The sequence below is a fragment of the Streptomyces asoensis genome, assembly GCF_016860545.1.
Classification (GTDB): domain Bacteria; phylum Actinomycetota; class Actinomycetes; order Streptomycetales; family Streptomycetaceae; genus Streptomyces; species Streptomyces asoensis.
In genome coordinates this window covers 2,636,205-2,654,436 of sequence record NZ_BNEB01000005.1, presented here as the reverse complement: position 1 = coordinate 2,654,436, position 18,232 = coordinate 2,636,205, and the positions used below count along the sequence as shown (strand labels likewise).

The window sequence follows — 18,232 nt, the reverse complement described above, 5'->3', positions numbered from 1 at the left end:
GCCGCTCCCGGACGGTGCGGCGCCCGGGGGGAGCCGCACCGGCCCGGGAAGGGGCCGCGGGGTCAGTCGCGCGCGCCGCCGCCGAGGTGGTGGACGCGGAGCATGTTGGTGGTGCCGGGCACGCCGGGGGGCGAGCCGGCGGTGATGATGACGATCTCGCCCGGGTTGAAGCGGTTGATCTTGGCGATCTCCTGGTCGACCATGTCGACCATTTCGTCGGTGCTGTTCACGAACGGCACGATGTGCGACTCGACGCCCCAGCTGAGCGCCAGCTGGTTGCGGGTGCCCTCGTCGGTGGTGAAGGCGATGATCGGCTGGGACGCGCGGTAGCGCGACAGCCGGCGCGCGGTGTCACCGGACTGCGTGAAGGCCACCAGGCCCCGGCCGCCCAGGAAGTCGGAGATCTCGCACGCGGCGCGGGCGATCGAACCGCCCTGGGTGCGCGGCTTCTTGCCCGGCACGAGCGGCTGGAGACCCTTGCTGAGCAGCTCCTGCTCGGCCGCGGTGACGATCTTCGACATCGTCTTCACGGTCTCGATCGGGTACGCGCCCACGCTCGACTCGGCGGACAGCATGACCGCGTCGGCGCCGTCCAGGATGGCGTTGGCCACGTCGGAGGCCTCGGCGCGGGTCGGCCGGGAGTTGGTGATCATCGACTCCATCATCTGGGTCGCCACGATCACCGGCTTGGCGTTGCGCCGGCACAGCTCGATGAGGCGCTTCTGCACCATGGGGACCTTCTCGAGCGGGTACTCGACGGCCAGGTCGCCACGGGCCACCATGACGGCGTCGAAGGCCGCGACGACGTCCTCCATGTTCTCCACCGCCTGCGGCTTCTCCACCTTGGCGATGACGGGGACCCGGCGGCCCTCCTCGTCCATGACCTTGTGGACGTCGGTGACGTCCTTGGCGTCCCGGACGAAGGACAGCGCCACCAGGTCGGCGCCCATGCGCAGCGCGAACCGCAGGTCCTCGATGTCCTTCTCGCTCAGCGCGGGCACGTTGACGGCCGCGCCGGGCAGGTTGATGCCCTTGTGGTCGGAGATGACACCGCCCTCGATGACGATGGTCTTCACCCGCGCGCCCTCGACGTCCAGGACCTTCAGCTCGACGTTGCCGTCGTTGATGAGGATCTGGTCGCCGCGCGAGACGTCGCCCGGCAGGCCCTTGTACGTCGTGCCGCAGATCGTCTTGTCGCCGGCGACGTCCTCGGTGGTGATGGTGAACTCGTCACCGCGCACCAGCTCGACGGGACCCTCGGCGAAGGTCTCCAGACGGATCTTCGGGCCCTGGAGGTCGGCGAGGACACCGATGGCCCGGCCGGTCTCCTTGGCGGCGGCCCGGACCCGGTCGTAGCGGCCCTGGTGCTCTGCGTGCGAGCCGTGGCTGAAGTTGAAGCGGGCCACGTTCATGCCGGCTTCGATCAGCGACACGAGCATTTCGTGGGAGTCGACCGCGGGGCCGAGAGTACAGACGATTTTCGAACGGCGCATGGGGCGATCCTATCGGTTTGTTTCGCTACGGAATATTCCGTCTGGCGGAAGATACAAATGAGAGGGCTTGTGCTCAGTTGCTTTCCTGCCCGGTTACTTCCGTGGCCGAGCCGCCGAGCCGCAATCATTACCGCCTCACCAGTGCGTAGGTCTGTGTCGCGATCTCCAGTTCCTCGTCCGTCGGTACCACCGCGACCGCCACCCGCGCGCCCGCGGGCGAGATCAGCCGCGGTTCGTCGCCGCGTACCGCGTTGCGTCCGGCGTCCACCGCCAGGCCCAGGGAGTCCAGTCCCGCCAGGGCCGCCGCCCGCACCGGCGCCGCGTTCTCCCCGACGCCCGCGGTGAACACGACCGCGTCCACGTGTCCGAGTACGGCGTAATAGGCGCCGATGTACTTCTTCAACCGGTGAATGTAGATGTCGAAGGCCAGCTTCGCCCGTGCGTCGCCCTCGTCGATCCGGCGCCGGATCTCCCGCATGTCGTTGTCACCGCACAGCCCCACGAGCCCGCTCTTCTTGTTGAGAAGAGTGTCGATTTCGTCGATGGACATTCCGCCAACGCGCGCCAAATGGAAGATGACGGCCGGGTCGGTGTCCCCGGAGCGCGTACCCATCACGAGGCCTTCCAGCGGTGTCAGCCCCATCGAGGTGTCGACGCACCGGCCCCGCTCGACGGCCGAGGCGGACGCCCCGTTGCCGAGGTGCAGCACGATGACGTTCACCTCCTCGGGGGCCTTGCCCAGCAGCTTCGCCGTCGCCCGCGAGACGTACGCGTGGGAGGTCCCGTGGAAGCCGTAGCGCCGCACGCGGTGCGCGTCGGCGGTCTCCACGTCGATGGCGTAGCGGGCCGCCGACTCCGGCATCGTCGTGTGGAACGCGGTGTCGAAGACGGCGACCTGGGGCAGGTCGGGGCGCAGGGCCGTCGCGGTGCGGATGCCGGTGAGGTTGGCCGGGTTGTGCAGCGGGGCCACCGGGATCAGCCGCTCGATCTCGGCGAGGACCGCGTCGTCGATCACCGTCGGCTCGGTGAAGTGCTTGCCGCCGTGCACGACGCGGTGCCCGACGGCGGCGAGCTCGGGGGAGTCGAGACCGAGCCCGTCCTTCGCGAGCTCCTCCGCCACCGCCTTCAGCGCGGCGTCGTGGTCGGCGATCGGCCCGGTCCACTCACGGCTTCCGCCGCCGGTCGCGAGGGGCGTGTGCGCGAGCCGGGAGGACTGCTCACCGATCCGCTCGACGAGCCCGCTCGCCAGGCGGCTGCTGTCCCGCATGTCGAGCAGCTGGTACTTCACCGACGAGGAGCCGGAGTTGAGGACGAGGACACGGGTTGCGGTCACTGCCGGGAAGCCTTCTCGCTCGGGGTCTGGGCCTGGATCGCCGTGATGGCAACGGTGTTGACGATGTCCTGGACCAGGGCGCCCCGGGACAGGTCGTTGACCGGCTTGCGCAGGCCCTGGAGCACCGGCCCCACGGCGATCGCGCGGGCCGAACGCTGCACGGCCTTGTAGGTGTTGTTGCCGGTGTTGAGGTCGGGGAAGATCAGCACGCTCGCCTGTCCGGCGACCTCCGAGCCCGGCAGCTTGGTGGCGGCGACGCTCGGCTCGACGGCCGCGTCGTACTGGATCGGCCCCTCGATCCGCAGATCCGGGCGCCGCTCGCGGACCAGCTTCGTCGCCTCCCGCACCTTGTCCACGTCGGCGCCCGACCCGGACGTGCCCGTGGAGTACGACAGCATCGCGATCCGCGGCTCCACCCCGAACCGGGCGGCGGTCGCGGCCGACTGGATGGCGATGTCGGCGAGCTGCTCGGCGTCCGGGTCGGGGTTCACGGCGCAGTCGCCGTAGACGAGGACCTTGTCGGTGAGGCACATGAAGAACACGGACGACACGATCCCGGCGTCCGGCCGCGTCTTGATGATCTCGAACGCGGGCCGGATGGTGGCGGCGGTGGAGTGCACCGAACCGGAGACCATGCCGTCGGCGAGGCCCTCCTGGACCATGAGCGTCCCGAAGTAGTTCACGTCCGAGACGACGTCGTAGGCCAGCTCCACCGTGACGCCCTTGTGGGCGCGCAACTGCGCGTACTTCTCGGCGAAGGAGTCGCGCAGCTCGGAGGTGGCCGGGTCGATCAGCGTGCAGTCGCCGAGGTCCATGCCCAGGTCGGCGGCCTTCTTGCGGATCTGGTCGACGGGGCCGAGCAGGGTCAGGTCGCAGACGCCCCGCCGCAGCAGCACCTCGGCCGCGTGCAGCACCCGCTCCTCGGTCCCCTCGGGCAGCACCACCCGGCGCCGGTCGGAGCGCGCCTGCTCCAGGAGCTTGTGCTCGAACATCATCGGGGTCACCCGGTCGGTGCTGGGCGCGGAGACCCGTCCGAGCAGTTCCCCCGTGTCCACGTACCGCTCGAAGAGCCCGAGGGCGGTCTCCGCCTTGCGCGGGGTCGCCGCGTTGAGCTTGCCCTCCATGGAGAACAGCTGCTCGGCGGTGAGGAAGCTGTTGCCGGGCACCGAGACCACGGGGGTGCCGGGGGCGAGGCGCGCGGCCAGGGTGAGGATCGCGTCGCTCGGCACCTCGTCCAGGGTGAGCAGCAGACCGGCGATCGGCGGGGTGCCGGCGCTGTGCGCGGCGAGCGAGCCGATGACCAGATCGGCCCGGTCGCCCGGCGTCACCACCAGACAGCCCGGGGTGAGCGCGTCGAGGAAGTTCGGCAGCATCGCCCCGCCGAAGACGAAGTCGAGCGCGTCCCTGGCCAGCCCCGAGTCGTCGCCGAGAAGCACCCTCGCCCCGAGCGCGTGGCTGATCTGGGCCACGGTGGGCGCGGCGAGCGCGGGCTCGTCGGGCAGGACGTAGCACGGCACGGGCAGCCGGGTCGCGAGGGCGGCGGCCGTCTCCTCCCGGTCCTGCGGGGCCACCCGGTTGGTCACCATGGCCTGCACGTCGCAGCCGAGCGCCTGGTAGGCGCGGTAGGCGTTGCGGGTCTCCGCGAGCACGGACTCCACGGTCTGGCCGCGGCCGCCGACCACCGGGACGACGGACGCGCCGAACTCGTTGGCGAGCCGGGCGTTGAGGGCGAGTTCGTCGGGGAACTGGGTGTCGGCGTAGTCCGTCCCCAGGACCAGGACGACGTCGTACTCGCGGGCCACGCGGTGGAAGCGCTCGACGAGGGTGGAGACCAGTTCGTCCGTCCCCTGGTCCGCCTGGAGGGCGGAGGCCTCGTGGTAGTCCATGCCGTAGACCGTGGCCGGGTCCTGTGCCAGCCGGTAGCGCGCCCGCAGCAGCTCGAAGAGCCGGTCGGGCCCGTCGTGGACGAGGGGACGGAAGACGCCCACCCGGTCGACCTGCCGGGTCAGGAGTTCCATGACTCCCAGCTCGACGACCTGGCGGCCGTCGCCGCGGTCGATTCCGGTCACGTACACGCTGCGGGTCACGCGAGCTCTCCGTTTCCTCACGAGGGCACAAAAATCGCCCACCTAGGTGAGCAGATCCCTCTTGACAATACCTCCGGCCGTAGTTAAGGCGCCCGTCAAGCGACAGCCCGTTCCGCGGCGTGAAACAATCGGATCCGGCTCACCGGCATCAACAGCGAGCAGGAGACACAGCACGATGCGCATCGGAGTTCTCACCGCAGGTGGCGACTGCCCCGGCCTGAACGCAGTGATCCGGTCGGTCGTGCACCGCGCCGTCGACAACTACGGCGACGAGGTCATCGGCTTCGAGGACGGCTACGCCGGCCTGCTGGACGGCCGTTACCGCGGGCTCGACCTCAACGCGGTGAGCGGCATCCTGGCCCGCGGCGGCACCATCCTCGGCTCGTCCCGCCTCGAGCGCGACCGGCTGCGCGAGGCCTGCGAGAGCGCCTCCGACATGATCCACGACTTCGGTATCGACGCGCTCATCCCGATCGGCGGCGAGGGCACGCTGACCGCGGCCCGGATGCTGTCGGACGCCGGTCTGCCGGTGGTCGGCGTCCCGAAGACGATCGACAACGACATCTCGTCGACGGACCGCACCTTCGGCTTCGACACCGCGGTCGGCGTCGCCACCGAGGCGATGGACCGTCTCAAGACGACCGCGGAGTCACACCAACGGGTGATGGTGGTCGAGGTCATGGGACGCCACGCGGGCTGGATCGCGCTGGAGTCCGGGATGGCCGCGGGCGCGCACGGCATCTGTCTGCCGGAGCGGCCCTTCGACCCCGCCGACCTGGTGAAGATGGTCGAGGAGCGGTTCTCGCGCGGCAAGAAGTTCGCGGTGGTCTGCGTCGCCGAGGGTGCGCACCCGGCCGACGGCACGATGGACTACAGCAAGGGCGCGATCGACCAGTTCGGTCACGAGCGCTTCCAGGGCATCGGTACGGCACTGGCCTACGAGCTGGAGAAGCGGCTCGGCAAGGAGGCCCGGCCGGTGATCCTCGGCCACGTCCAGCGCGGCGGCGTCCCGACCGCGTACGACCGTGTCCTCGCGACCCGCTTCGGCTGGCACGCGGTGGAGGCCGCGCACCGCGGCGAGTTCGGCCGGATGACGGCGCTGCGCGGGACGGACGTGGTGATGGTGCCGCTCGCCGACGCGGTGACCGAACTGAAGACCGTCCCGGCGGACCGCATCGAAGAGGCGGAGTCCGTCTTCTAGCCCCCGGGCTTCCCCCGGACTTCTAGCCCCCGGGCTTCCAGCCCCCGGACTTCTCACTCCCGGACGGCAGGTCCCGCGGTTGCGGGGCCGGGTGGCCGGCGGGGGCGAGGGTGGTCCAGAAGGTGTCCGTGACGCGGTCCAGGTAGGTGCGGCCGGCGTCGCCCGCGTCGGCGGCCGTGCCGCCGTCGCTCCAGCTCAGGGTGGCGGCCATTTGCCCCTGGTACTCCCGGTGCATGGCCCGGAGGGTGTCCTCCAGGAGCCGCCGGTCCAGCGGGACGATCGTGTGCACGGGCCCCGCGTACGCCTGCCAGCGCGTGCGCACGGCGGCGCGCAGCAGTTCGGCCAGCCTGTCCTCCTGGCCGGTGACGGTGATCAGGTCGCGCAGCGAGAGACGGAGCAGTCCGGCGAGGGCGGCGGTCTGCCGTTCCGTGCCGTGCCACTGCCCGCTCTCCTCCATCCGCGCGTACGCGGGGAAGTCGTGTCCGACGGCCCGTGCGACGTCCTCGGGTGCGTGTCCCTGGGCGACGCGGTGCTCGCGCAGGGTGCGCGGCCGTCCGATCAGCTCACCCGGAGAACACCACAACACGCCTGCCAGGGCGGTGAGTTCGGCATACGCCGGGGTGAGGGCCCCGCGTTCCCAGGCGACGACGAGATCGGCCGTGGCGTGCGCGAGCGCGTAGGACGCCCGCAGCCCGTGGGCCACGTGGTCCGGGGTCATACCGAGGGCGGTGCGCAGCCGGCGGGCGGCCGCCGCGTCGAAGGGGGGACCGGGCTGACGGGTGTGGGACAGGGGTCTGGGCACGGGGGACAAGGTAGGGGCGCCGGGGACGCGGTGACTACGGGAAGTTCGGACATGGTCACCGGTTGTGCGAACCTACGGGCCGCTCACTTCCCGCGAGCCGTCCGCACCCACCGGTACACCAGCTCCGGCCTGCCCACCTGTCCGTACAGCGGCTTGCGTTCGGCCCTGCCGGACTCCACCAGGTGCTCCAGATAGCGCCGGGCCGTGATGCGGGAGATGCCCACCGCCTCGGCGACCCCAGCCGCCGTCAGCCCCTCCACCGCCTCCCGCACGGTCTGCGTCACCCGTTCCAGCGTCGGCGCGCTCAGCCCCTTGGGCAGCGCTGCGGGACCGGGCGCGCGCAGGGCGGCCAGGGCCCGGTCGACCTCGTCCTGGCCGCTCGCCTCGCCCGCGGCGCCACGGAACTCGGCGTACCGCACCAGCCGGTCGCGGAGCGTGGCGAAGGTGAAGGGCTTGAGCACGTACTGCACCACTCCGAGCGAGACGCCCTCGCGCACCACGGTCAGGTCCCGCGCCGACGTCACCGCTATCACGTCCGCGTGGTACCCCGCCGCCCGCAGCGAGCGGGCCAGCTGGAGCCCGTGGGCGTCCGGCAGGTGCAGGTCGAGGAGGAGCAGGTCCACCGGGGTCCGGTCGAGCAGGCGCCGGGCCTCCGCGCCCGTGTGCGCCTTGCCCACCGCGACGAACCCCGGCACCCGCCCCACGTACATCACATGGGCGTCCGCGGCGACCGGGTCGTCCTCCACCACCAGCACTCTGATCGGCTCGTCGCCCGTCATCCCTCGTCTCCCGTCCCGCCGGCCCGCCCGCCGGACCCGGCCGCGCCCGCCGCGGCCGGCGCCGGCAGCGGCAGGCGGACGAGGAACTCGGCGCCGCCGCCCGGGGCCTGCGCCACCGACAGCGTGCCCTCGTGGCGCTGGACCGCCTGGCGGACCAGCGCCAGCCCGAGACCCCGGCCGCCCGGCCCCGCCGGTTTCGTCGAGAACCCGCGCTCGAAGACCAGCGAGGCGTGCGCGGGGTCGACGCCCGCTCCGGTGTCCGCCACCCGCAGCAGCAGCTCGGCGCCCTCGGTGGCCGCGGTCACCGTGACCTGCGCCCGGGTGCTGCCCTGGGCGGCGTCCACCGCGTTGTCGATGAGGTTGCCCAGGATCGTCACCAGGTCCCTCGCCGGCAGCGACTCCGGCAGCAGCCCGTCGTCGAGGGTGCTCTCCTGGGACACCACCAGCTCCACGCCCCGCTCGTTGGCCTGGGCCGTCTTGCCCAGCAGCAGGGCCGCGAGGACCGGTTCGCTGACCGCGGCGACCACCTGGTCGGTCAGCGCCTGGGCCAGTTCCAGCTCCGCCGTCGCGAAGTCCACGGCCTCCTCCGCGCGGCCCAGCTCGATCAGCGACACCACGGTGTGCAGCCGGTTCGCCGCCTCGTGGGCCTGGGAGCGCAGCGCCTGGGTGAATCCGCGTTCGGAGTCCAACTCACCCATCACGGACTGGAGTTCGGTCACATCGCGCAGGGTGACCACGGTGCCCCGGCGTTCACCGCCGGACACCGGGGAGGTGTTCACCACCAGCACCCGGTCGGCCGTCAGATGCACCTCGTCCACCCGGGGCTCCGAGGAGAGCAGCGCGCCCGTCAGCGGGGCGGGCAGGCCCAGGTCCGCCACCGACATGCCCACCACCTCTCCCGTCACGCCGAGCAGCTCCCGGCCTCCGTCGTTGATCAGCGCCACCTTGTACTGCCCGTCCAGCATCAGCAACCCCTCCCGCACGGCGTGCAGCGCGGCCTGGTGGTAGTCGTGCATGCGGCTGAGCTCGGCGGCGTTCATGCCGTGGGTGTGCCGGCGCAGCGACGCGTTGATCACGTACGTGCCGACCGCGCCGAGCGCGAGCGCCCCGACGGCCACCGCGAACAGGGCGGTCACCTGGTCCTGCACCCGTTTGCTGATCGACTCCACCTTGATGCCTGCGCTGACCAGGCCGACGATCCGGTCGCCCTCCCCGATCGGGGTGACCGCGCGGACGGACGCCCCGAGCGTGCCGGTGTACGTCTCGGTGAACGTCTCGCCCTTCAGCGCCCTCGCCGTGTTGCCGCGGAAGCGCTGGCCGATCTGCTCCCGGTCCGGGTGGGTCCAGCGGATGCCCTGCGGATTCATGATCGTGACGAAGTCGACCTCCGTGTCCTTCATGACCCGCAGCGCGTACGGCTGGAGCTGGGCGGTGGGGTGCGCGGTCCCGATCGCCGCCCGCACGGAGGGGGAGTCGGCGACCGAGCGGGCCACCGCCGTGGCCTGGCGGCCCGCGGCCTCCTCGGCCTGGTTGCGGTCGCTGACGTAGGTGAACAGCGCGTACCCCGCGACGAGCACCGCTATCAGCACGGCCTGCATGGCGAAGAGCTGGCCGGCCAGGCTGCGGGGTCTGGGCAGGGCGGGGATGCGCATGCCGTCAGTGTGCCTCCGGCGTCGGGCGTGAACTAAATGAACGGAAGGGTGACCGCCCTCACAGGGCGGGAGATAGTCACGGCTATCCCCCATAACCCGGACGTGAGCCGCACGCCGGTGATGCCGACGAAGACGTCAAGGAGGGCAGCCGTGGCCGCCAGCAGCACCCCCGATACGGCACCTGCCGCACCCGCAGTCAAGCGGGACCGCACCCACTACCTGTACATCGCTGTGATCGTCGCGGTCGCCATCGGCATCGCCGTGGGTCTCGCCGCCCCGGACTTCGCCGTCGAGCTGAAGCCCATCGGAACCGGCTTCGTCAACCTGATCAAGATGATGATCTCGCCGATCATCTTCTGCACGATCGTGCTGGGCATCGGTTCGGTGCGCAAGGCCGCCAAGGTCGGCGCCGTCGGCGGTATCGCCCTCGGCTACTTCATGGTCATGTCGCTGGTGGCCCTCGGTATCGGCCTCGTCGTCGGCAACATCCTGGAGCCGGGCACGGGCCTCGCCATCACGGACGCCGTGAAGGAGACCGGGCAGGCGCAGGTCTCGCCGGAGGCCAAGGACACCACCGAGTTCCTGCTGGGCATCATCCCCACCACGATCGTCTCCGCCTTCACCGGGGGCGAGGTCCTCCAGACCCTCCTCGTCGCCCTGCTCTGCGGCTTCGCGCTCCAGGCCATGGGCGCGGCGGGCCAGCCGGTCCTGCGGGGTGTCGAGCACATCCAGCGGCTGGTCTTCCGGGTCCTGTCGATGGTGATGTGGGCGGCCCCGATCGGCGCCTTCGGCGCCATGGCCGCGGTCGTCGGCTCGTCGGGCGTGGACGCGCTCAAGAGCCTCGCCGTGCTGATGCTCGGCTTCTACGTCACCTGTTTCCTCTTCGTCTTCATCGTCCTCGGCGCCCTGCTGAAGATCGTCTCGGGCCTGAACATCTTCTCCCTGTTCAAGTACCTCGCCCGTGAGTTCCTGCTGATCCTGTCCACCTCGTCCTCGGAGTCCGCGCTGCCGCGGCTCATCGCGAAGATGGAGCACCTGGGCATCAGCAAGCCCGTCGTCGGCATCACCGTCCCGACCGGCTACTCCTTCAACCTCGACGGCACCATGATCTACATGACCATGGCGTCCCTGTTCATCGCCGACGCGATGGGCACGCCGATGTCGCTCGGCGAGCAGATCCCGCTGCTGCTCTTCCTGTTCGTCGCCTCCAAGGGCGCGGCCGGTGTCACCGGCGCGGGCCTCGCGACCCTGGCCGGTGGTCTCCAGTCGCACAAGCCCGCCCTGGTGGACGGCATCGGCCTCATCGTCGGCATCGACCGCTTCATGAGCGAGGCCCGCGCCCTCACCAACTTCGCGGGCAACGCCGTCGCCACCGTCCTGGTCGGCACCTGGACGAAGGAGATCGACAAGGCCCGGGTCCGGCTGGTGCTCGCCGGCGGGCTGCCCTTCGACGAGAAGACCCTGCTCGACCACGACGACGACGCGGCCGCTCCCGTGGATGTGCCCGAGCAGCGCGAGGGCGGCGAGAAGGAACTCGCCAAGGCCTGAGGTCCGCGCGCCCCTGTGCGGCGCGCCCTTCCACTCCGGGTGTCCGGCCCCGCCTGAACCGGGGCCGGACACCCGGGCCCAGCCCCACCGTCTCCGGGCGGCCGAGCCCTCCCCGTGGCCCGGCCGCCCGGTCCCGTGTTCCGGGCCCTTGCCTTGACGTCGGCGTCAAGGCTTACGTTCGTGGGCATGCGCATCGGCGAGCTGGCCGCACGGGCCGAGACCACCACCCGGACGCTGCGGTACTACGAGTCGCGCGGGCTGCTGCCCGCGCGGCGCGGCGACAACGGGTACCGGACGTACGACGAGGGCGATCTGCGGCTGGTGCGGCAGATCAGGACCCTCCAGCACTTCGGGTTCGACCTGGAGGAGACCCGGCCCTTCGTGGAGTGTCTGCGGGCCGGGCATCCGGCCGGTGACTCGTGTCCGGCCTCGCTCGCGGTCTACCGGCGCAAGCTGGACGAACTCGACGCGCTCATAGGTGAGTTGCAGGCGGTGCGGGAGACGGTCGCCGGGCAGCTGGTCCGGGCCGAGCTGGCGCGGGACGAGTTGGCCGCCGAGGCGCGGGTTCCGGGGGGTCCGGAGCCCGAGTGCGAGCTGGGAGGGCAGGAACGGTGATCAAGGCGGACGGGGTGGCCGAGGTGACGGACGCGGACTTCGCGAGGGAGGTGCTCGGGGCGGACCTGCCGGTGCTGGTGGAGTTCACCGCCGACTGGTGCCCGCCGTGCCGGCAGATGGGCCCGGTGCTCACCGCGCTCGCCGCGCAGGAGGGCGAGCGGCTGAAGGTGGTGCAGCTGGACGTGGACACCAATCCGGAGACCACCCTCGCGTACCAGGTGCTGTCCATGCCGACGTTCATGGTGTTCCGCGGCGGTGAGCCGGTGAAGTCGATGGTCGGTGCCCGGCCCGCGCGCCGGCTCCTGGCGGAACTGGAGGACGTCCTGCCCGGAGGGGTCGGCTGAGCCGTCCGGACCGGGCCGTCCGGACCTGCGCCGGAACGAAGAAATCCCCCGGGCAATTGCGCCCGGGGGATTTCTCTGCGTATATTCGATGGTTCGCGACTTTAATTGAATTAAGTCGCAAAGAAGTTCAGTGACCACAGTATATGCGGGCAGGAGTGGAATTGTCAAACGCCGACTTTCCTGACAGTGAATTGCGCAGCGAACAGGAATTCATCGACGGCCTGTACGCACGCGTGGACGCCCTGCGCGGCGACACCGAGGGCGCCGTCACGGACGCGCTCGCCCAGGGCAACACGCCCATGCAGGCCCGGCTGGAGCGCGACATCCTGGTCGCCGAACGGTCCGGGCTGCTCGCCGCGCTGAACGCGGTCGACGGGTCCCTCTGCTTCGGCCGCATCGACCTCACCTCCGGCACCCGCCACCACATCGGCCGCATCGGTCTGCGCGCCGACGACGCCGAACGCACCCCCGTCCTCGTCGACTGGCGCGCCGACGTCGCCCGCCCCTTCTACCTGGCTACCGGCCACACCCCGATGGGCCTGCGCCGGCGCCGGCACCTCACCACCGAGGGCCGCACCGTCACCGCACTGCACGACGAGATCCTCGACATCGGCGACACCACCCGCACCGGCCACGAGGACCCGACCGGCGACGCCGTCCTGCTCGCGGCGCTCGACTCCGCGCGCACCGGCCGGATGAACGACATCGTGCAGACCATCCAGGCCGAGCAGGACGAGATCATCCGGGCTCCCCACCGCGGGGTCCTCGTGGTCGAGGGCGGCCCCGGCACCGGCAAGACGGCCGTCGCCCTGCACCGCGCCGCCTACCTGCTCTACGAACACCGCGAACTCCTGGCCAAGCGGGCCGTGCTGATCGTCGGCCCCAACCCCGCCTTCCTCGGCTACATCGGCGAGGTGCTGCCCGCGCTGGGCGAGACCGGCGTGCTGCTGGCCACGGTCGGTGAACTCTTCCCCGGCGTGAAGGCGACGGCCACCGACACCCGTGCGGCGGCTGCCGTGAAGGGCCGCGCCGACATGGCGGACGTCCTCGCGGAGGTCGTACGCGACTGGCAGGCGCTGCCCGATCCGGTGATCGCGATCGCCCACGACCGCGAGATCCTGATGCTGGACGACGGCCTGGTGAACATGGCCCGCGAGCGCACCCGCGCCGCCCGGCTGCCGCACAACGCGGCCCGCGAGATCTTCGAGGGGCACATCCTCAACACGCTCACCGACATGGTCGCCGAACGCATCGGCACCGACCCCTACGACGGTTCCAACCTCCTCGACCCGAGTGACATCACCCAGATCCGCGACGAACTCGCCGAGAACCCCGAGGTCTGGGCCGCCATCGACCAGCTGTGGCCCCGGCTGACCCCGCAGCGCCTGGTCGCCGACTTCCTCGCCGACCCCGTGGGCTACGTCTCCGACGACGACGCGGCCGCCGTCCGCCGGCCGGTGACCCGCGCGTGGACGGTGGCGGACGTCCCGCTGCTCGACGAGGCGGCCGAGCTGCTCGGCGAGGACGACCGGGTGGCGCGGGCCCGCGCGGAGCGCGAGCGCGAGACGCAGGTCGCCTACGCGCAGGGCGTGCTGGACGTCTCCTACGCCTCACGCACCTACGAGTTCGACGACAAGGACGAGGAGGACTCCGAGGTCCTGTCCGCGCACGACATCATCGACGCCGAACGCTTCGCCGAACGCCACGAGGAGGACGACCACCGCAGCGCCGCCGAACGCGCGGCCGCCGACCGCACCTGGGCGTTCGGGCACATCATCGTCGACGAGGCGCAGGAGCTGTCGCCGATGGCGTGGCGGCTGCTCATGCGGCGCAGCCCGACCCGCTCGATGACCCTGGTCGGCGACCCGGCGCAGACGGCAGAGGCGGCCGGCGTCGGCTCCTGGGACGCGATCCTGCGGCCGTACGTCGAGGACCGCTGGGAGCACACCCGGCTGGGCGTCAACTACCGCACCCCGGCCGAGATCATGGACGTGGCCGCCGCGGTGGTCCGCGCGGAGCACCCCGGTTTCGAGCCGCCGAGCTCGGTGCGGTCGACGGGGGTGCGGCCCTGGGCCCGCGCCACCGGCGACCTGCCCGCGGCGGTCGCCGAGGCCGTCGCGGAGCTGACCCCCGCCGAGGGCCGGCTCGCCGTCATCGCCCCGCGCGACCTGCACCGCAGGCTGGCGGCCCGGCTGGACGGGGTCACCGCGGGCGCCGAGCCGGACCTGACCCGCAACGTCGTCCTGCTCGACCCGCGCCAGTCCAAGGGCCTGGAGTTCGACTCGGTGCTGGTGGTGGAACCCGCCCGGTACGGCACCAGCGACCTGTACGTGGCGCTGACCCGGGCGACCCAGCGGCTGGCGGTGCTGCACAGCAGGCCCCTGCCGAAGGCACTGGCCGCGGCCCTGGAAGAGGCCTGAGGGAAGCCGGCGGAAGTCCGCGGGGCGGGCATGGCGCCGGCCCCGCGGTCCCGCGGGGCTCAGGCCGGACGGAGCCAGACCGTGGCCAGCGGGGGCAGCGTCAGCCGGACGCTCGCCGGCCGGCCGTGCAGGCCCTGCGGCTCCGGCTTCACCGGGTCGGCGTGGGCCACACCGCTGCCGCCGTACCGCTCGGCGTCGGTGTTGAGGACCTCGTGCCAGGCGGGGACGTCGTCGGGTATGCCCAGGCGGTAGTCGTGGCGGACGACGGGGGAGAGGTTGGAGACGCACAGCAGCGGGGCGCCGTCGGCGTCGTAGCGCAGGAAGGCGAAGACGTTGTCCTCGGCCGCGTCCCCCACCACCCACTGGAATCCGGCGGGGTCGGTGTCCCGCTGCCACAGCGCCGGAGCCGCCCGGTAGACCGTGTTGAGGTCGCGGACCAGGTCCCGCACCCCCCGGTGGTCCGCCTCGGCGCCGTACGCCGGATCCAGCAGCCACCAGTCGGGGCCGTGCGCCTCGGACCACTCGGCGCCCTGGGCGAACTCCTGGCCCATGAAGAGGAGCTGCTTGCCCGGATGGGCCCACATGTACGCCAGGTACGCCCGCAGCCCGGCCCGCTGCTGCCACCAGTCACCGGGCATCTTCGACACCAGCGAACGCTTCCCGTGCACCACCTCGTCGTGCGAGATGGGCAGCACGTAGTTCTCGCTGTACGCGTACACCATCGAGAAGGTCATCTCGTGGTGGTGGTACCTGCGGTGCACCGGCTCGTGGCTCATGTACTCCAGCGAGTCGTGCATCCAGCCCATGTTCCACTTCAGCCCGAACCCGAGCCCGCCGAAGCCGCTCGGACCCGCGTGGTGCGTGGCCCGCGTGACCCCGTCCCAGGCCGTGGACTCCTCCGCGACGGTGACGACCCCGGGGTTGCGGCGGTAGACCGTCGCGTTCATCTCCTGGAGGAACGCCACCGCGTCCAGGTTCTCCCGGCCCCCGTGCTCGTTCGGGGTCCACTGGCCGGGCTCGCGCGAGTAGTCGAGGTAGAGCATCGAGGCGACGGCGTCCACCCGCAGCCCGTCGATGTGGAACTCCTCGCACCAGTACGTCGCGTTGGCCACCAGGAAGTTGCGCACCTCGCGCCGCCCGAAGTCGAACTCCAGCGTCCCCCAGTCGGGATGGGCGGCGCGCAGCGGGTCCTCGTGCTCGTACAGCGGACGCCCGTCGAACTCGGCGAGCGCCCACTCGTCGCGCGGGAAGTGCGCCGGCACCCAGTCCATCAGGACGCCGATGCCGGCCCGGTGCAGCGCGTCCACCAGGAACTTGAAGTCGTCGGGCGTGCCGAGCCGGGCGGTCGGCGCGTAGAAACCGGTGACCTGGTAGCCCCACGAGCCGCCGAAGGGGTGCTCGGCGACCGGCATCAGCTCCACATGGGTGAAGCCCAGGTCGCCGACGTAGGCGGGCAGCTGCTCCGCCAGCTGACGGTACGTCAACCCCGGTCGCCAGGAAGCGAGGTGGACCTCGTAGACGGAGAACGGCGCCTCGTGGACGGGTATCTCGGCCCGCCGGGCCAGCCACTCCCCGTCGTCCCACTCGTGGTGCGAGGCGTGCACGATCGACGAGGTCGCCGGCGGGACCTCCGTACGCCTGGCCAGCGGGTCCGCGCGCAGGGTGTGCGAACCGTCGGGGCGGGTGATGTCGAACTTGTACAGCTCGCCCTCCCCGACCCCGGGCACGAACAGCTCCCACACCCCGGACGAGCCGAGCGACCGCATCGGGTACGCCGTGCCGTCCCAGAAGTTGAAGCCGCCGACCACCCGCACTCCGCGCGCGTTCGGCGCCCAGACGGAGAACGAGGTGCCGCTCACGCCCTCGTGGGTCACCGGATGCGCGCCCAGCACCGTCCACAGCTGCTCGTGCCGGCCCTCGCCGATCAGGTGCAGGTCCAGGTCGCCCAGGGTGGGCAGGAAGCGGTAGGCGTCCTCCGTCTCCACGGTCGCGTCCTCGTAGGTCACCACGAACCGGTGGGCCGGGACCTCCGTCAGGGGCAGCAGGGCGGAGAAGAAGCCGTCGCCGTCGTCGTGCAGGTCGGCGCGCAGGTCCCCGGCCAGCACCGTCACGGACCGCGCGTACGGGCGCAGCGCCCGGAAGACGACCCCTCCGGGCACCGGATGCGCGCCCAGCACGGAGTGCGGGTCGTGATGGGTCCCGTGCAGCAGACGCTCCCGGTCGGCGGCCCCCGCGGCCGGGTCGACCGCCGCCCGGGGGGTGCCGGCGGGGTCCGTGGGCGGGGTTCCGGTGGTGTCCATGGGGTGCCCTTCCGGCTCCTCGGCGGTGCGCTGCGCGGCCGCTCGGTCCGTGGCGGCCGCGGCCACCGCCGTCTCCCTCGCCGGCTTCCCGGCCTTCGGCTTCCCGGCCTTCGCCTTTCCGCCCGCCGCCTTCGCCTTCCCGCCCGTCGTCCTGCCGTCGGCCGCCTGCTGGGCCGCGGCCTTCCGGGTCGCCGCCTTCTTCGCGGCGTCCTTCTTCTTCGCGGTGGCCTTCTTCTTGCCGGACGTCACGTGCGGAGCCTCCTCAAGGCAGGTCGGGGGCGGCGAGACGGTGTATCGCGGACAGGGGCACGGGCAGCCAGTCGGGCCGGTGCCGGGCCTCGTAGACGACCTCGTAGACCGCCTTGTCCGTCTCGTGGGCCCGCAACAGCACGGGGTCGGTGCGCGGATCGGCGCCGGCCACCTCGGCGTACCCGGAACAGTAGGCCGCCCGGCAGGTCCGTGCCCAGGCCGGGGAGGCGGGGTCGGCCGAGTGGGCGGCGTAGTCGAAGGACCGCAGCATGCCGGCCACGTCCCGTACGGCCGGCTGCGGCATCCGCCGCTCGGCCAGCGGCCGGGCCGGCTCCCCCTCGAAGTCGATCAGCGACCACTGCCCGGAGGCCGACCGCAGGCACTGCCCCAGGTGCAGGTCGCCGTGGATCCGCTGGGCGGTCCAGGTGTGCCCCTCCGCCGCCAGGTCGGCCAGGGCGGTGAAGGCCGTGCGCAGGGCCGGCGCGTAGGGGCGCAGCGCGGGTACCGCCTGCGCGGCCGCGTCGAGCCGCTCGGTCATGCCGTGCACCATCGGCCGTATCTGCGCCTGGCCCAGGGTCGCCGTGGGCAGGGCCCGGGCCAATGCCCCGTGCACCTCGGCGGTGGCCCGCCCCAGCGCGCGTGCCTCGGCGGCGAAGTCCTCGCCCTTGGCCATCTCCCGCAGGGCCAGCTCCCAGCCGTCCGCCGCGCCCTGCACATAGGGCTGGAGCACGGCCAGGACATAGGGCTCGGTCTCGCCCTCACCGGGGTCCCCGTACATCCACGCGGTCGGCGCGGGCACCCGGGCGCAGCCCTCGCGGGCGAGCGCCAGCGGCAGCTCCAGATCCGGGTTGACGCCGGGCACGACCCGCCGCAGCAGCTTGAGAATGAACGTATCTCCATAGATGACGGACGAGTTCGACTGCTCGCCCGTCAGCCGGCGCGGGACCAGTCCCGACCGGATCTCCTGCCCGGGGTCCCGCTCGCAGCGCAGCCCGCCGATCCGGGCCCCGGTGCGCAGGGCCTCCAGGAGCACTTCGGCGGGCCGGCTGTCGTACAGGGCGTCGAAGACGGTCCGCCCGGCCAGCGGCCCCTGGGTCACATGCCCGATCAGGGCGGGTGCCAGCCGGGGCGGGAGGGCCGTGCGGACGCCGATCAGGAGCTGGTAGCAGTCGCCCGGCCCGGCCTGCTGCCGGGCGCGCACCAGCAGGTGGTACAGCCCGGGGCGGGTGCCGACGGGCAGCAGTTCGGTGGCCGCCACCAGCGAGAACCCGCTGATGGGGCGCCCTTTGCCGGCGAACCAGCGCTGCCGCGGCAGCCACTCGCGCAGCAGGGGGTCCAGCGATATCAGGAGGCCGGGGTCCGTCCGGCCGGAGACTGTGACAGTTGCCGCCATGGGTGTCACATTCCTT

The 18,232-nt window shown here is 71.9% G+C and carries 13 protein-coding genes; 5 read left to right on the top strand and 8 right to left on the bottom strand.

Annotation, left to right across the window (positions count from 1 at the left end; genetic code table 11):
• Nucleotides 1-62: 62 nt before the first annotated feature.
• From pyk to pta, 3 genes are all read right to left on the bottom strand, one after another.
• Nucleotides 63-1,493, bottom strand: a complete 1,431-nt coding sequence (gene pyk, locus Saso_RS34255; RefSeq protein WP_189919597.1) for a pyruvate kinase — start codon at nt 1,491-1,493, stop codon at nt 63-65.
• Between the two features lie 127 nt (nt 1,494-1,620).
• Nucleotides 1,621-2,826: an acetate kinase gene (locus Saso_RS34250; protein WP_189919595.1), complete on the bottom strand. Its 1,206-nt coding sequence runs from the start codon at nt 2,824-2,826 to the stop codon at nt 1,621-1,623.
• The gene (gene pta / locus Saso_RS34245; RefSeq protein ID WP_189919593.1) at nt 2,823-4,913 is read right to left on the bottom strand and encodes a phosphate acetyltransferase; all 2,091 of its coding nucleotides are present in this window, start codon (nt 4,911-4,913) and stop codon (nt 2,823-2,825) included. The genes Saso_RS34250 and pta overlap by 4 nt, the downstream gene beginning before the upstream one ends.
• Nucleotides 4,914-5,088: 175 nt before the next feature.
• On the opposite strand from pta, the gene Saso_RS34240 reads away from it, so the two are divergent.
• Nucleotides 5,089-6,114, top strand: a complete 1,026-nt coding sequence (locus Saso_RS34240) for an ATP-dependent 6-phosphofructokinase (RefSeq protein WP_189919591.1) — start codon at nt 5,089-5,091, stop codon at nt 6,112-6,114.
• Between the two features lie 22 nt (nt 6,115-6,136).
• Here the strand turns inward: Saso_RS34240 and Saso_RS34235 are convergent, their stop codons facing one another.
• The 3 genes from Saso_RS34235 to Saso_RS34225 all read right to left on the bottom strand — a co-directional run bounded on the left by Saso_RS34235 (nt 6,137) and on the right by Saso_RS34225 (nt 9,347).
• Nucleotides 6,137-6,925, bottom strand: coding sequence for an XRE family transcriptional regulator (locus Saso_RS34235; RefSeq protein ID WP_229901158.1), 789 nt, complete (start codon nt 6,923-6,925; stop codon nt 6,137-6,139).
• Nucleotides 6,926-6,999: 74 nt separating this feature from the next.
• Entirely contained in the window at nt 7,000-7,695 is a 696-nt protein-coding gene (locus Saso_RS34230) for a response regulator (protein ID WP_189919589.1), read from the bottom strand.
• Nucleotides 7,692-9,347, bottom strand: coding sequence for a sensor histidine kinase (locus Saso_RS34225; protein WP_189919587.1), 1,656 nt, complete (start codon nt 9,345-9,347; stop codon nt 7,692-7,694). The genes Saso_RS34230 and Saso_RS34225 overlap by 4 nt, the downstream gene beginning before the upstream one ends.
• 120 nt (nt 9,348-9,467) lie before the next feature.
• Between Saso_RS34225 and Saso_RS34220 the strand changes: the two genes are divergently transcribed.
• From Saso_RS34220 to Saso_RS34205, 4 genes are all read left to right on the top strand, one after another.
• Nucleotides 9,468-10,895, top strand: coding sequence for a cation:dicarboxylate symporter family transporter (locus tag Saso_RS34220; RefSeq protein WP_189920482.1), 1,428 nt, complete (start codon nt 9,468-9,470; stop codon nt 10,893-10,895).
• Nucleotides 10,896-11,081: 186 nt separating this feature from the next.
• Nucleotides 11,082-11,510: a MerR family transcriptional regulator gene (locus Saso_RS34215; protein WP_189919585.1), complete on the top strand. Its 429-nt coding sequence runs from the start codon at nt 11,082-11,084 to the stop codon at nt 11,508-11,510.
• Nucleotides 11,507-11,854, top strand: a complete 348-nt coding sequence (locus Saso_RS34210; protein ID WP_307822313.1) for a thioredoxin family protein — start codon at nt 11,507-11,509, stop codon at nt 11,852-11,854. The genes Saso_RS34215 and Saso_RS34210 overlap by 4 nt, the downstream gene beginning before the upstream one ends.
• 143 nt (nt 11,855-11,997) lie before the next feature.
• Nucleotides 11,998-14,274: a HelD family protein gene (locus Saso_RS34205; protein WP_189919583.1), complete on the top strand. Its 2,277-nt coding sequence runs from the start codon at nt 11,998-12,000 to the stop codon at nt 14,272-14,274.
• 59 nt (nt 14,275-14,333) lie between these two features.
• Here Saso_RS34205 and glgB read toward each other — a convergent pair whose 3' ends face one another.
• Nucleotides 14,334-16,574 (bottom strand): 1,4-alpha-glucan branching enzyme, encoded by a 2,241-nt coding sequence (gene glgB, locus Saso_RS34200; RefSeq protein WP_351010003.1) that lies wholly within the window; start codon nt 16,572-16,574, stop codon nt 14,334-14,336.
• A gap of 262 nt (nt 16,575-16,836) precedes the next feature.
• Nucleotides 16,837-18,216, bottom strand: coding sequence for a maltokinase N-terminal cap-like domain-containing protein (locus tag Saso_RS34195; RefSeq protein ID WP_189919579.1), 1,380 nt, complete (start codon nt 18,214-18,216; stop codon nt 16,837-16,839).
• Between the last annotated feature and the right edge of the window lie 16 nt (nt 18,217-18,232).